Source organism: Ruegeria sp. PrR005, assembly GCF_010500245.1.
Taxonomy (GTDB): Bacteria; Pseudomonadota; Alphaproteobacteria; order Rhodobacterales; family Rhodobacteraceae; genus Ruegeria_B; species Ruegeria_B marisflavi.
In genome coordinates, this window is the sequence record NZ_JAAGOX010000006.1 from 1 (window position 1) to 13,914 (window position 13,914).

Below are 13,914 nucleotides of genomic sequence, written 5' to 3' on the forward strand. Positions count from 1 at the left end.
TGCATTGCCGGACTGAAGATGGGAAAGCGTTCCGCACGCTTAACATCATCGACGAATACAGCCGGGAATGCTTGGCCGGCCCCGGAAACCATCGTCCAGATGGACCAAAGGCCGGTCATGCACTAACAATCAAATTGGACCACTCAGGTGGGGCTGATCAGCGGTTCCAACTGCCGGTCATCGCACCGGCCTGCACCTTGCCGGGACAGAAGGTAATTTCGATCCGTCCAATCCCTGCATCGGGGCAAAGCCTGGCGATCTGAAGCGGATGGATCTGGCTGGTGCGCATAGCAAGAATTCCTCTCAAAGCAGCTTGGCCGCGAAAGGCGGGGTGTCCCTCTCCCCCAACTCGCAGCAGCAAAGCAATGCTCCGAAATAAAACGTATGCAAGGGGTTAGTGCTGTTTTGCAAAACTCCAAGGCAACCATAGTCGGTCCCTCGATTTCGAATCCCTTGCTGCCCGACCTCGGCTACCGCTCGTCCCGCATCCTTAGTGTGATCCGGAAATCATCCCCCGCGCGCTTTGGTTCGACCAGCCAGAAGCCCACAATCACTAGCAAGAGCGAGGCGATAGCCAGCGGTGACAAACTTTCGCCCAGCAGCAGCATCCCCCAGGCGATCCCGGCCAGCGTTTGTGAATAGGCCATCTGGCTGGCGAAGACTGGCCCTGCTGTCGCCACGAGGTCAAGCGCCAGAACCAACGCGACTGCTGTCGACACGCCGAGCGTGAACGTGATCACCTCGCGTTGGCCGAAAGAGGCTGAGGGCAGAAACAATGCGTCTTGGGCCATGGCAAACGGCAGCAGGAATAGCGCTGAAAGCGCCATCATCACCCCGACCGTCGCGCCAGCGTCTATGTGCCTCGGGCGCCAGGACATCAGAAGGGTGTGCAGCGAAAGAAGAAAGGGAAGGGCCAACGCCGAGATCAGCCAGAGAAGCTCGCCTTCACCACCAGCGCCCTTCACCAGAAGAACGATGGCTATCCCGGCGAAGCCGAGCCCGAGACCGGAGAAACGCCGAAGGCTCGGACGTTCGAGCGCAAGAAGCGCGGCCAGAAGGAAAACCATGAACCCACGCGAACTTCCGATAAGCGCAATCATCGTGGCCTCGACATGGGCCGAGATTACCACGGTTAGCAACTGGTAGAGTGAGCCGAGCAGCACTGCCCAAAGCGCGAGAAACCCGAAGTCCCGCAATTTCAAGCGCGGCAGCCCCCGGCGAACGACCGACACCGAAAGACAAAACACCGCGGCGACGACTGCCGACCAGAACACCAGTCCCAGCGGCGGCACATCACTGGCAGAGGCGAGACGGCCAAGAGCAGGTGCGATCCCAAAGATGCTGCCCGCCGCGAGAACCAGAAGAGTGCCGCGAAGGGTGCGCACCGTCAGGTCAGCGCGGCGTTCGCGGTCGTAGATTTCCTCGGCCAGGCTGCGAAAGACTTTGGCAAGCGCGCCCAAGGGATCGTTCCTCGCGGCCACGTCTACAATGTCGAGTTCCGCCGGACGAAAAGCTCCACCTTCGATGACCTGGGCGGCCCGGGTCAGCGTGTCAATATCGCGGAAATAGGCGAGTTCTCTATCGCGGAACCGTTTGCGGGCCAGAGAGGCGTTGATCCGCGCCTTAAGAATGGCCGGCTCGAAGTTTTTGGGCAGGAAGTCCTCCGCCCCAAGCTCGATGGCGCGGACGACGCTGTCGATCTCTTCGTCTAGCGACGAGACCACGATCACCGGGATGTCGCGCAACGCGGCATCGGACTTCATGGCGTTCAACACTTGGTAGCCGTCCACCTCGGGCATGACGATGTCCAAAAGCATGATGTCGAAGGGCGTCTCATGCAAGACGGCAAGCGCCTCGGCACCACCAGTGACACGTTTGGAATGGTGGCCGAGCGAGTTCACAGCCTTTGCAAGCTTGCGACCACTGACCCGACTGTCGTCGACGATCAGGACCGATGCCTCCGCGATGGTCTCTGGGTCGTTCATGTTGATCATGTTCCGATCCGTGGTCCTTGAAGATCGCCAAGGTTCAGGCCCGACAGTGCGCGCCGGGCGGCGTCCTCTTCGTCGCTGATACGCTGGGCAAGTCCGACGAATTCTTCAGAACCGCCTTCTCGGCAAGTCTTTTCCAGCTTGGCGCAAAGATCCGCCAGCCGCACTGCGCCGAAATCCCGAGCGTTTGATTTGAGCGTATGGGCGGCTATTTTGAGCGCGGTCTGGTCTCCTTTACCCGCAGCGTCAAGAATACGCTGGGCGAGATCGGGAGCGTCCTCAAGATAGTCGTCCCGGAGCTCCTCAAGCTCGTCGATATCCCCTCCCACAATGTCCAGCAGCCGTTTCAGCGCGGCCATGTCGATGTCACCACTCTCCATCGGCTCTCCAGTTTAGTTTCCACTTCCTTCGCCTTCCTCTCGCTGCGCCTGCCGGAAAGCTGCGCCGCGCTTCAGGCTAGCAACCATTGCCGCTTCGTCCACCGGTTTGCTCAGGTAGTCGTCCATTCCCGAGTTTAGATAGGCGTCCCGGGCTGAGGCCTGCGCGTTCGCTGTCAGCGCCACAACATAGGGCCGGTGCCGCCCCTCGAAGGCATGCCTGATTTTGGCTGCGGCTTCGACACCATCCATCTCAGGCATCTCTATGTCCATCAGGATGACATCGTAGCTCCCGCCGGTAGCTAGCCCGATCGCCTCGGCACCGCCGCTGGCGAGATCGGAGTTGTAACCGTTCTTTGCGAGCATCTTCTGCCCGACCTTTCGGTTGATCCGGTTGTCGTCGACGAGAAGGATCGACAGTGCCTCAGCTCGAACCTCTGGCACCTCGGTCTCTGGCGCCACGCAACGTTCTTGCCCGCCGATCGCAGAGGCTAGGGCTTGCAGGAGCTGTGCAGACTTCGCTGGCTTCGCTATCACAGATGCAAAGCCGACATTTCGGATTTCGGCCCAGAAATCCGGCTCGGCGGGCGTAAGCGAGGTGAAAAGAATCATCGGCGGCGCGGCCTCTCCAAGCGTGGTGTTGACCCGCTGAGCAAGTTCGAGCCCGCTCATTTCGGGCATCTTGTAATCAATGATCACCACGTCGGGAGTGGGTTCGCCTCTGAGCCGCTCAAGCGCCTCGTTTGGGGCGCTCAAGACCTCGGGCAACATGCCCCAAGCGCGGAGTCTTTCGTCGATGATCCGCCGGTTGGTCTGGTTGTCGTCCACCACAAGCGCGGTCTTGCCTCGCAACACCTCGATCCGTGCCCGGCGGTTGTTGCGGTCTGGCAAGGCGCATCCCCGCAGTCGCAAAGCGAAGGAAAAGGTGGAGCCGCACCCCAGTTCGCTCTCGACCACGATCTCGCCGCCCATCTTTTTGACCAGGCGCTGACTGATGGCCAGACCCAGCCCAGTACCGCCGTAGCGCCGTGTCGTAGTGGCGTCGACCTGGCTGAATGAGCGAAAGAGCCGGTCCATACGATCTGCAGGAATGCCGATGCCCGTATCACGAACCGAGAAGGCGACATGCGCAGTATCGGCGGCTTCATGCACGTGCCCAACAAGGCTGACCGTCAACAGGACTTCGCCCTGTTCAGTGAACTTCACGGCGTTGTTCAGCAGGTTTAGCAACACCTGCTTGAGCCGGGTCGGGTCGCCTACCAGACCACGTGGGACCTCGGGCGCGATCCGGCAGGCCAGTTCAACGCCCTTTTCGTCGGCCTTAGGCATCACCAGTTCCACTGCCGATTCGACAGTCTCGGCGAGGTCGATCTCAAGCTCTTCGAGTTCAAGCGCTCCTGCTTCGACTTTTGAGAAGTCAAGGATGTCGTTGATGATTGTCAAAAGCGTGTCGGCCGCGTCGCCGATTGTAGCGGCAAAGTCTCGCTGTTCGGCATCGAGCTTCGTCGAGGCCAGCAGGTTACTCATCCCCATGATACCGTTCAACGGCGTTCGGATCTCGTGGCTCATCGTAGCCAGAAACGAGCTTTTCGCCTCGTTGGCGGCTTCTGCCTGCTCCTTGGCTTGTGTTATTTCGGCCTCGCGCTGCTTGAGCTCGCTAATGTCCGAATATACCACTACCGAGCCGCCGTCGGTCGTTCGCCGTTTGTCGATCTGGACCCAGCGTCCGTCCTGCAACTGTCGGACGTTCGATGCACGCGGCGTTCGACCGTCAAGGTCAGCCTCGAGCCGCAGGCCTGAGCCTTTCGGCGCGTCTTGGGCAATTTCTTCTGCCGAACGCCCAGGTTGGACGAAATCTCCGGTTGGGTCGTTCAGGAAATCCCGGTATCGGGTATTGTATAGAACAAGCCGGTTGTCCGCGTCGTAAAAGGCAAAACCCTCCGAGATGCTCTCAATGGCGTCGATCAATCGCTGCCGGGTCTCGGCGATCTCACGCAGGTTGCTCTGCTCCATCTCAACGGCTGTGTCCTGGAAGACGGTAAGCGCTCGCATCAGGCGCGAAACCTCGTCGCGTCCAGTGGGTTTTGGCAGGGAAACGTGCAAGTCGCCCTCGGCAAGGGACAAGGCGGCATTGCTGAACGCGCTGAGCCGCGAGCCAAGGCTGCGGTTCACATAAGCGATAGCGCCGATAATTACTGCGAGAGAGGCCAGAAGCACGGTTGCTAGGGTCAGCCGGCTTGCTTCGAGCGACGAAAGCACTGCAGCGGCCGAGGCGTCGGTGGCCTGACGGGTTTCGGAAACAATTTTCGCGGCAATATCGCTCATCCTCTCGGTGAGTTCGTTGTTTCTGAGAAGTAGCCCCTCGGTCTGCTTCAGCGCGCCAAGCTCACTCGCACGCAGATCGAAGACTGTCTCGTTTCCGCTTCCGAAGCCGATCAAGCGCTCCGCTAGCTCGGCGGTATCCGAGATGTCTGTGCGAGAGTCGAGGCGGGCGATTAGTTCCGAGGTTTCGGCCGCAACCGCCCCAAGGTCCGCCTGCAACCCATTCAGCGCGGTCCGGTCTTCCGAGAATGGAGCGAGGGAGAGGATGCCGACGGTCCGGTTGCCAAGCGTTTCCAGCGCGAGAAGTGTACCGTAGCCGACGACGCTGGCGTCATTGATGGCGTCGAGGCTCGCTGCGACTTCGCTGTTGAGGTTGGCGCTCACGGTGACGGTCTGACCCCGGATGAGGATGATCGAACGGCGCAGTACGATATCAAGCTGTAGGAAGGTCTGGCGAAGGTCGCGTTCGATTTCTTCCGAATCGAAGGTCGTTGCGGGGTCGGCCAGCGCCGCTCTGCGGAGTTCGAAGATGCTGTCTGCGCCGGCACCGTAGGCGATGATGCGGTCAATGATCTCCGACAACTCGTTGACGTCGACCACCTGCCGGACCGGACCGTTTCCTTTCAGTTCATCGACGTTGCGTGCAGCGATCGAACTCGAAGTGACAAAGTCGCTCCAAGTATCACGGACGGCTTCGTCCGTTGGTGCGGTCAGCGCACCGATCATTGACTGCTCGATAGTCCCAAGCTGAACTTGCATAGTCAAAAGCGGGATCAACCCCCGTACCCCGAGGTCGTTCAGAAAGGTGACCGAAGCCTCGGTGCTGGCGTTCACGCGGTCGATTTCGGCACTGAGGACGTCTAGCTGCTCGGCGATTAGGGGCTCGATGGAGTGGTTGAACGCTGCGTGGGTCCGGGCAAGGCTCCGGATCCGGCTGCCAAGTTTCCCGCCTAGCTCTATCCTTTGTGCGACGATGGTGGCTAGTGTCTCTGATAGTTCGCCGACGTCGCGGATCGAGGCCTCAAGGCTAAGGACCGTCTCAGCTCCGCTACCGTGTGTTTCCAACTCGTTGATGACTGATCGGATGCGATCGAGATGCCCCTCGAGAGTCGACATCCGGGCTTCAAGCTGATCGGCGTTTTCGGAACTGGCGACCGAGGCGGCGGCGTTGCGGATGTTCGTTGTATCCTCAGCAACCCGGTGCGCGATGACGAGGGCCGGAATGCTCTCGTTTGATATAGAGGTGAGTTGCTCTTGGATCACGAGGTTGGTGCGGTGCGCGATCAGCGCGCTGATAGCTGCCGACAGGAAGATGATTATGACGACCAGAAGGAGCTTTCCTCGGATCGTGTAGGGAAGCAAGGCCGAAAGGCCGGACCTTCCTTCGTCTGCCGTTGCCATTGCGCGCCTTTCCTATCCCTTCTCGCCAGTGCGTTTACCCGGCCAGGTCACCTACGCATCAGAGCTTCAGCTCGAAATCCTTGATATCTTCGGGATTGATGTAAGCCACTGCCGGGTTAAGCATCACGTCGAGGTGCAGCTTGAATACCCGTGCAGAGTCGGTGTCCCGGTTCGCCCATTCGAACCAGAGGGGCAGGGCAATCTTGCGGAACCGCCCCACGTCGTCCTCGGACAGCCGTGTGACCTCGACGCCGGCCTCAGCGAACTTCGTCCAGGCAGCAACATTGGCCTCTTGGTGGGCTGTGAAGTGTTTGATCGAGAAGGCGCGTACAAGCTCCGTCAGCAGTTCCTGTGTCGCTGCGGGGAAACTATTCCAGACGTTTTGGTTGAAGACGACGATTGTCAGGTCTACCGGCTGATGCAGGCAGGGCGTCGAGGTCGGACCCATGACGATGTATTTGCTGACTTCGGCGAAACCGAGGTCGTAATTCATCGCTGGTCCGGTGAAGTCTGCCGCGTCGATCGCGCCGGAGGCCAGCGCCGGTTGCACCTCGGACCCCGCGAGCGCGATGGTTCGCGCCCCAATGGCCTCGAAGCAGTCAGCTACGATCCCTCCGGGCATCCGAAGGTTCAACCCCCGGAAATCGTCAAGCGAGCGGATCGGCTTGTTGGAGTGAATGAGGTTCATGTCGTGGTGTACGTGGCCGACATAGTGCAAGCCATGGCGGGCGTATAGTTCGCGGGCCAGCTCGGTGCCGCCGTAGCTATCGAACAACATGTCCCATTGGTGCGGATGGGGCAGCCCCATCGGAAAGGACGTCAGTAGAGCTCCCGCGGGCATCGCTCCGGTGATTGCTGCATAATGTGGGACCCAGTGCATGCCATCGAGTACACCCGCTGAAGTAGCAGTCATCATGTCGAAGATTTCAGAAACCGTTCCGCCCGCGAAAGGGACGAACTCGATTTCGCCTGCGGTCAGTTCGACGATGCTCTTGCACCAGGTTTCAAATGTCCGGTAGCCGATCGTGTTCTCTGTCCAGAGTGATTGGATCTTCAGCTTCCTTCCAACAGAAACCTGAGCGTTGCCCACAAACGGAGCCGCCACGGCCCCTGCGCTCGCGGCAGCTGCCACGAAAAGCGCGTTGCGTCTTGTCGTGTTCGGCGTGACGACGGCCGACTCCCGCCGGGATTGTCCCCGGTGTGTCATTGTTGCTCACCTCCCACATTTCTTTCGCGGAGCCCGTGCCCGGAACGGACGTCGGATCACCGGAGCGGTAATACAACTATTAACCCCGTCGTTTGGGATAGCTACAAAAAATAGGTTGCTTGACACAATGAGGCGGTGTCAGAAGGAATCCGGTTGAGGCGGGCAGGGCGGCCTCGTAGCCTCTCAGCATGTCGAAACGCGATCCGTTCACGTACTTCCACAGCACGCGCAACTGCCATTCCGACGACGAAAACGGGCGATGCTGCGCTTCATTCGGATGCGAAGTTTGCAGAAATTGGCTTCCGTCCACGCCTCGGTCTTCAACCATTTCAACTCGGAGCGCAGCCTCACCAGCCGACGGAATTTCAAGTTGAACCGCGCTGCGGCTCTGGCCGAGTTGCGTAGGCTTGGCGCTGCCTGAGTTCCTGCGGTTCGTAGGAAACCGAGACTGGCTGGAATTTGTCTGACAGGTCGGTGGTTTGGACAGTATCACAGTCGAAGTATCACACTGTTAGGCGCGGCGGCTGCCGGTTCAAGGTCAGCCTCGTCTGGCGCCAGCAGGCGCGCCCTGCCAAATCTTGGTTTCCAGTGGCACAGATCAGGCGAGATCGCGCGCCAGACCGACACACCGACGAAGTTGTGCGTCATGTTGTGGAATGCCAGTCGGACACCGTGCTGCTGTAGTGCGGGCAGCAACTCGTCCGGCATGACCGCCGGACGCAGTGGCGCTGCGGTTGCCAGCGCACCGAGCGGCGACGTTTTCGGCGACACCTCGGCCAACCAGCGCCGCAATCCGGGACGCATCTGTCCGGTCTGCAATCCGGCCTCGACCAGCAGTGCCATTTGGCCCATCTCGCTGGTGGCCTTCTGCGCAGCGACCGGATGCGATAGCCCGGCGGCGAACCCCATAGACACGCTACCGGTTTCCGGATCGTCGGTGACAGCGGCCACCACCGGTACTCCAAGGTCGGTGGTGATATCGAACAACCGAAGGTTTCGGCCTCGATCGCCAAACCAGCCGAGAAGTTCGTCGAATTCTGGGCCCAGGTTTGCGGTGTCGAGCACCGCGCGCGCGCGGTTACCATACCACCAGCGACCGGTGGCGTCGCGCTCGATCAGTTCCAGAACTGCCGCCTGCCGCGCTGCGGCGTCGGTTTCACCGGCGGCGCATCCCGATGTGTCAGCGTAGGAAGACGCGCTAGTGCCCAGGAACACGGCATCGGTCGGCACCCGGACCGGATCGCCACCGAACGCATCCTCGGCCATGATCCAACCTGTGGCTTGCGCCCCTGCCGGGGGGATCCAGTCTGTTCCGTCCAGCCGTTCGTTCCAGCTGCTGCGGGCATCCGACTGTTCGGGCGAGAACCCCAGCAACTCCGTCAACCGCCAGCACTTACCCTCGCCCAGCGGCGCATCGGGCGGCATGACGGCCTCGTCGCCCCATGTTATCGTGCTGGCCAGTTCAGCGGCTTCGCCGAGTGCGCTGGTCTCTGCCGCGTCGAAGGACAGGCCCCGTCCGCCCGCCACCCGACCGTTTTCAAGGCGCAGACCGGGCGGCAACGCCCCCCAAGCCGCCGCCGCAGCCTGGGTCGGCAGAGCCAGACAACAGCGAACCGGCCAATCCGGCGGCGCAATATCAACAACGTCGAAATAGTCACGCAACTTGTCTAAGGTTGACACAGTGGACCTCTTTCTCAGGTGGCGACAGAATGGCGTCGACAAGTCCGGAAGCGCAACCCTTGGTCTCGGGTGCAGAGGAGAGCGGCGGTGTCCGCACCATCCTCTTTGTCGACATGGTGGGTTACAGTCGCCGGGTGGAAGTGGACGAACTGAGCGCCCTCGATTTCATGTCGGGCTGTTTCGACACGCTGCGGGTTCTTGCCCACCGCCATGGCGGCGCCGTCGTGAAGACTATGGGAGACGGCGCACTCCTTGTCTTCCCGGATTCGGTTTCCGCGGTGCGGCTGGGTATCGAATTCCACCGTATCGTCCAGAAAATACAGACAGGGGTGCGCGATCCGAACCTGTTCCGGATCGGGATCCATGCCGGTCCCATCATCGAAAGGAACGGCGATGTGCTGGGCAACGCTGTGAACGTGGCGGCCCGACTGCAAGAACAGGCGCAGCCAGGCACCTGCCTGGTATCCGAAGTGATCCGCGACGGCCTGAGCGCCGAGCACGGCATACGGTTCGAGGCCGCCGGCACCCAGCGGCTGAAGAACCTGAGCCAGTGGATCGAGGCGTTCCGTGTCATCGACGCGCCCTCCTCTTCGACGGGCCCGCCAGAGTCCGAGAACGCAGTTATCGCGGTGCTTGGGCAGACCGGGCTCATTGGCGCAGACGGCAGGCGCAGGATGCCGGGCTCTCGGCATGCCCGGTCCCTGCTTGGCTATCTCGCCTTGTGTCCGGGGCATTGCGAAGCGCCCGACAGGCTTGCCGCGCTGATGTGGCCCGAGGCACGGAACGGAACGGTACTGGGCCCGCTTGACGACACCGTGGACGAGTTGAACCACCTGCTCCCCGAGAGGATGCGCCGGTTGCTGCTCAGAGACGAGCGCTTTGTCATGCTCGACGCAATGGCGTTCCAGACTGACCTGGACAGTTTCGAACACGCCCTGCGCCGAGGCAGCGTTCCCGAAACGCTGAGCAGTGACGGGCGCTGGCCGGACCGGATTCTCATCGATGCCGATGGGCTGAGCCCGGAATTCGACGGCTGGCTTCGCATCCTGCGCGCCTCGTGGAAGCGGCGGTTGATGCAGGGGCTTGAACGAGTGCTGGAACAGACGGCCGGTAGTGCCGATTCCCATCGGGCCGCTGCCGAGGCGATACTGCGGCAAGAACCGGGTAACGAGGTCGCCTCGTTGGCCTTGATCCGGCATTTCGTGGTGCGGGGTAGCATGGCACCGGCTCTCGAAGAGTTCACGCGATTACAGGACTACCTCACGCGGACGCATGGTGCCCAGTCCGGGCCCGAAATCCTGCAAACCGTGCGCAGGGCACTTGACGGCAAAAGCCGCAAGACGCCGCGGGCAGATGCCCTGGAGGCCGCGCCCAGACCGCGGCGGATGCTGCGCCTTCTGGTCGACCGCTTTACCGCGCCCGGCGCCGACGAGCACCTGGCCCGGACTTTCCGCGCCGATCTGATGGCGAATCTTGCGCGGTTCCGCGAATGGTCGGTAATCGACGGCGACCGCAATGCCGGTTCCGACGAGCGCGCCGATTACGGGGTGGCCGGCGAACTGCACGACGATCCGGTTCGCGCGATTACCATCCGGCTGACGGAAAAGCCCACCCATCGGATGATCTGGAGCGAAACATACGATGTTGAAACCGGCGGCTGGCACGCGGCGCAGCTCAGTATCGTGCGTCAGGTCGCCGCCGCGATCGAGCGCTACGTCTCGGCTGACAGGCTGGCCGCCACGTTGAGCATGCCGGGCGCGCGCGCCACCAGTCATGACACCTGGCTGCGCGGCGACCGAGCCATGATGCGTTGGACGCCAGAAGGCGCTGAAGAAGCGCGTGCGATCTTCTCCAGTCTTTTGGAGGAGGATCCGGACTATGCACCAGCGATGACCAGCCTTGCCAGCATGACGAACATCAGCCATGTCGTCTGGCCCGGACTGACCCGCAATGTGGCGGACACACAGCGGGCCGATGCCCTGGCCGCGCGGGCGGCCGAGATCGATCCCATGGATTCGCGCAACCAACGGGCGGTGGCGTGGTCGGCGGCACTCAACGGCTCCTTTGCCCGTGCGTCGATGCATCTTGACCTCGCTTTGAAACTCAACCCGGTAAGCCCGACAACGCTTGCCTCATGCGCCATGGGTTTCGCCTGGTTCGGAGAGCGCGAAAAGGCAGACGCCACCGTCACGCGCCTCTTCGCGGTGTCCGAGGTGTTTCCTGAATGGATCTGGGGCTATCTGGCCTCGACCTTGTTCCTGCTCGACCGGTTCGACAAGGCCGTTGAGGCGGCGGAAATCGCGGGCGACAGCATCGTCGACATCCAGGGCTGGCTTGCCGCGGCGCTCCAAAGTCAAGGACATGGCAAGCGGGCGAGAGCCGCCGCCGAGCGCTTCGTGAGCCGTGTGTCCGACGTCTGGGCGGGCAGCGAGCCCGCTACACCGCACAGCGTGCGCGACTGGTTCGTGACCGCCTTCCCGATCCGCAGGGAGGAAGACCGCCTGAAACTCGCGGCCGCCCTCGATGCTGCGATGGGTCTTTCCGGTCAGTGACAGCGCGTCAGAAAGATCGAGGCCAGCAGGTAGTTGCGCAGCTGGAGTTCGACATCTGCCGAACCGGATTGAGCGATTTCCATGACATCGGTCACATAGTTTTCGAGATAATCAATGGTGTCTGCTCCGACGACTTCGGGCACCGCGATTGTCATCGGCTTGTTCTGGCCACTCTTGTTGTCTTTTTCCCCATGGATGATGAGCTTGTCAGTGGTGCCATCAATTTCGAATTGATTGGCTATGACCCCGCCGGAGCCATTGGCGACAGGTAGAAGTTTGAAGGTATTCTGCTCATCGTCGACAAGAAAAAAGTTAACGTTCAGGGCGGAAACCGAATTGTAGAGGTCGTCGAAGATGTCCTTCGACTTGGCATTGGAGTTGTTGCTGTGGTTCGTCAACCAGGTCGCAAGCCCTTGGCCCGCAATTTTCATGCCGGCTTGTCGGTTCGCATTGTTCACCGGCTCGCTCACGTTCGCTACGATATTGGTCATTTTCATTTCCTCTGTCTTCAGATTCCCATGACTTATTGATCCGGCATAGCGGCCACCGCGATCAGGTCGGCCATGCTGAATTCATTTTGCGGCCCCTGCTGGGTGTTGAGCTCCCTTGAAAACAGGATCCTTGCACCGGTAGGCGCCGGGTTCAGAATGCTATCTCCGCTCCGTTGGATCGCGGCATGGAATGTTTCCATCACCACGCGGCCCGCGACCTCGCCCAGGCAGGGGCTCGGCTCAAGCTCGGCTTCGATCAGGCTGTAAAGCCAAAGCGGTGTTTGGGTACAAAGGGTTGTGTCGGTGTAAAGGGCGCCGAACCGCGACTGACGGTCGAACAGGAACGTGCGAACATCTGCCTTGATCCGCGCCATTGCGATACCCGCTCCGGCAATGTGATCGTAGAGAGTCTGTCCGGACGGCAGGCCAAGCTTCACCCCAAGTTCGAGCGTGCGGCGTGCCAGGTTCAGCGAGTTCGGCAGGTTCTCGTTGGCCCGGGGTTCGAAAAACCGCCGGGGCACGTAACTCAGATCGTTCGCGATCCACGTATCGATACAAGCCGCGGCAACAGCTTCGCCGGCGGGTGTTTGCGGATCGCCGGCCATATGACGCCAAACCTGTACGTAGTTTCTGGGTAGGTGGCCGCCTGCCAGCTTCCCGCCGTCCTTCGTGAAATCCAAAAGGTCCTCGAAAGAGACATCTCGCTTCATGAAGCCGGGAAGAACGTCGTCGGGAAGCCAGGGAACATAATCGCTGCGCACCATGCTGTGGCCGATCCGGAAGCAGGCAGCAGCAAATTCGATGGGGATCTCGAATGGCGCCGCGGCGTCGGTGGCGACGATCTTGCGTCCGTGGTCGAGAACATCGTTATAGACGTGGTCGGGTATCAGACGCTTGAGGTAATCGGTCAACACGACCGCCTGAACATGCCGCCGGGTCAGCGACTTGGCTTGATCTGTCGAGGTGACTGAAAGCCCGGCTTGGGTCGCTGCGCGCTGGTGAAACCGCATCAGTAATACGGTCATCTGGGCCAGGCCCAGGTTGCTGTCGCTCCGCCGGTCAGTGCATACGGCGGTGCCATCCGCACCGCTGCGCGGCAGATCAGCGGCGCGGCTACCCGAGTCGAGCCCGATCCAGGTGTCGTGCCCCGCATGCGCCACGCTGTTCAGGGCAGTCTCTGCAACGCGCAGTCCGAACAGCGAACCGAGATCGAAGGCGTGCAGGTTCTGGGCGTTCTCCCATCCATTGATCGTGGCGTTCCATGTCATGTGGCTCAGGTCATGGGCGAGGAACTGACCGAAATACGTGTAGGCTGCCGGTAGCACCGGCTTGCCCGATACGAGGTCCCCGGGCCGCGCAGATCTTGTGAGCCTGTCGGCAACCCTCCGTAGAACTCCCGGTGTAGGACCCGGCGGGGCAATCGCCGGCATGATTTGCTGATAAAACATCACTTGGTCGACATCAGGAGCGCCCTCTGCATCTCGCGGCAGCGCCTGGGCGCCTGGCGAGCTCAGGTCAAGCAGCAATGCCGGGCCGTCAGCTTCTCGGGCGCGCCACGCGGCATCGCTTTCCAGTTGCAGCTTGAGCTGCGCCGGGAAAATTCCGTCTCCGGGTTCGGCAGCATTGAAAATCCGCTGGCCTTTCTGAACGTACGGGATTTTCACATCTTCTGAAATGTAACGGACACCACCGCCATGCAAGCCGGGCATTCTTCCCCCAGTCGGTCGATTTTCACAGAGCGCGCCGCAAATGGCCGCATCAATCAGGCACTTGATCCATAACATGAAATCCGGCTTTTTTCTAGGGAATCGTACCAGCCGGTGTGGCGAGGACCGGTAAAGCCAGAGATTTCAGAGGACTTGGTTGGCCGGCAACCTGTGTTGTGAAAGCAAA

Annotated in this window: 8 protein-coding genes and 2 pseudogenes; 3 read left to right on the forward strand and 7 right to left on the reverse strand. The window is 61.0% G+C overall.

The features are described from left to right. Nucleotides 1-263, forward strand: a pseudogene (locus tag G0P99_RS24415) (hypothetical protein); the annotation flags it as partial. 207 nt (nucleotides 264-470) lie between these two features. Here G0P99_RS24415 and G0P99_RS04150 read toward each other — a convergent pair. Genes G0P99_RS04150 through dctP form a run of 4 tightly spaced genes read right to left on the reverse strand, consistent with a single transcriptional unit; the run spans nucleotide 471 to nucleotide 7,298 of the window. Then, nucleotides 471-1,994: a response regulator gene (locus G0P99_RS04150; RefSeq protein ID WP_164128016.1), complete on the reverse strand. Its 1,524-nt coding sequence runs from the start codon at nucleotides 1,992-1,994 to the stop codon at nucleotides 471-473. After that, nucleotides 1,991-2,350, reverse strand: a complete 360-nt coding sequence (locus tag G0P99_RS04155; RefSeq protein WP_164128018.1) for an Hpt domain-containing protein — start codon at nucleotides 2,348-2,350, stop codon at nucleotides 1,991-1,993. Before G0P99_RS04155 ends, G0P99_RS04150 begins: the two co-directional genes overlap by 4 nt. Nucleotides 2,351-2,383: 33 nt before the next feature. Next, nucleotides 2,384-6,091, reverse strand: a complete 3,708-nt coding sequence (locus tag G0P99_RS04160) for a response regulator (RefSeq protein WP_164128020.1) — start codon at nucleotides 6,089-6,091, stop codon at nucleotides 2,384-2,386. A 58-nt stretch (nucleotides 6,092-6,149) separates the two neighbouring features. Then, nucleotides 6,150-7,298, reverse strand: coding sequence for a TRAP transporter substrate-binding protein DctP (gene dctP, locus G0P99_RS04165; protein ID WP_164128022.1), 1,149 nt, complete (start codon nucleotides 7,296-7,298; stop codon nucleotides 6,150-6,152). A gap of 220 nt (nucleotides 7,299-7,518) precedes the next feature. On the opposite strand from dctP, the pseudogene G0P99_RS24655 reads away from it, so the two are divergent. Further along, a pseudogene (locus G0P99_RS24655) lies at nucleotides 7,519-7,719 on the forward strand (IS6 family transposase); the annotation flags it as partial. Between the two features lie 68 nt (nucleotides 7,720-7,787). On the opposite strand, the gene G0P99_RS04175 reads toward G0P99_RS24655, so the two are convergent. Next, nucleotides 7,788-8,978, reverse strand: coding sequence for a YcaO-like family protein (locus tag G0P99_RS04175; RefSeq protein ID WP_164128024.1), 1,191 nt, complete (start codon nucleotides 8,976-8,978; stop codon nucleotides 7,788-7,790). Between the two features lie 29 nt (nucleotides 8,979-9,007). Here G0P99_RS04175 and G0P99_RS04180 point away from each other — a divergent pair, with 29 nt between their 5' ends. Next, nucleotides 9,008-11,530, forward strand: a complete 2,523-nt coding sequence (locus tag G0P99_RS04180) for an adenylate/guanylate cyclase domain-containing protein (RefSeq protein WP_164128026.1) — start codon at nucleotides 9,008-9,010, stop codon at nucleotides 11,528-11,530. Here G0P99_RS04180 and G0P99_RS04185 read toward each other — a convergent pair. Beyond that, nucleotides 11,524-12,021 (reverse strand): hypothetical protein, encoded by a 498-nt coding sequence (locus G0P99_RS04185; protein ID WP_164128028.1) that lies wholly within the window; start codon nucleotides 12,019-12,021, stop codon nucleotides 11,524-11,526. The two genes, G0P99_RS04180 and G0P99_RS04185, sit on opposite strands and share 7 nt — an antisense overlap. Nucleotides 12,022-12,053: 32 nt before the next feature. Next, the gene (locus G0P99_RS04190) at nucleotides 12,054-13,805 is read right to left on the reverse strand and encodes a peroxidase family protein (protein ID WP_164128031.1); all 1,752 of its coding nucleotides are present in this window, start codon (nucleotides 13,803-13,805) and stop codon (nucleotides 12,054-12,056) included. Nucleotides 13,806-13,914 lie beyond the last annotated feature (109 nt).

Excerpts from the sequence above, each read along its gene's own strand:
- G0P99_RS04185 (WP_164128028.1), bottom strand. The coding sequence starts at position 12,021 with ATGACCAATATCGTAGCGAACGTGAGCGAGCCGGTGAACAATGCGAAC.
- G0P99_RS04190 (WP_164128031.1), bottom strand. The coding sequence starts at position 13,805 with ATGTTATGGATCAAGTGCCTGATTGATGCGGCCATTTGCGGCGCGCTC.
- G0P99_RS04180 (WP_164128026.1), top strand. The coding sequence starts at position 9,008 with ATGGCGTCGACAAGTCCGGAAGCGCAACCCTTGGTCTCGGGTGCAGAG.
- dctP (WP_164128022.1), bottom strand. The coding sequence starts at position 7,298 with ATGACACACCGGGGACAATCCCGGCGGGAGTCGGCCGTCGTCACGCCG.
- G0P99_RS04160 (WP_164128020.1), bottom strand. The coding sequence starts at position 6,091 with ATGGCAACGGCAGACGAAGGAAGGTCCGGCCTTTCGGCCTTGCTTCCC.
- G0P99_RS04155 (WP_164128018.1), bottom strand. The coding sequence starts at position 2,350 with ATGGCCGCGCTGAAACGGCTGCTGGACATTGTGGGAGGGGATATCGAC.
- G0P99_RS04150 (WP_164128016.1), bottom strand. The coding sequence starts at position 1,994 with ATGATCAACATGAACGACCCAGAGACCATCGCGGAGGCATCGGTCCTG.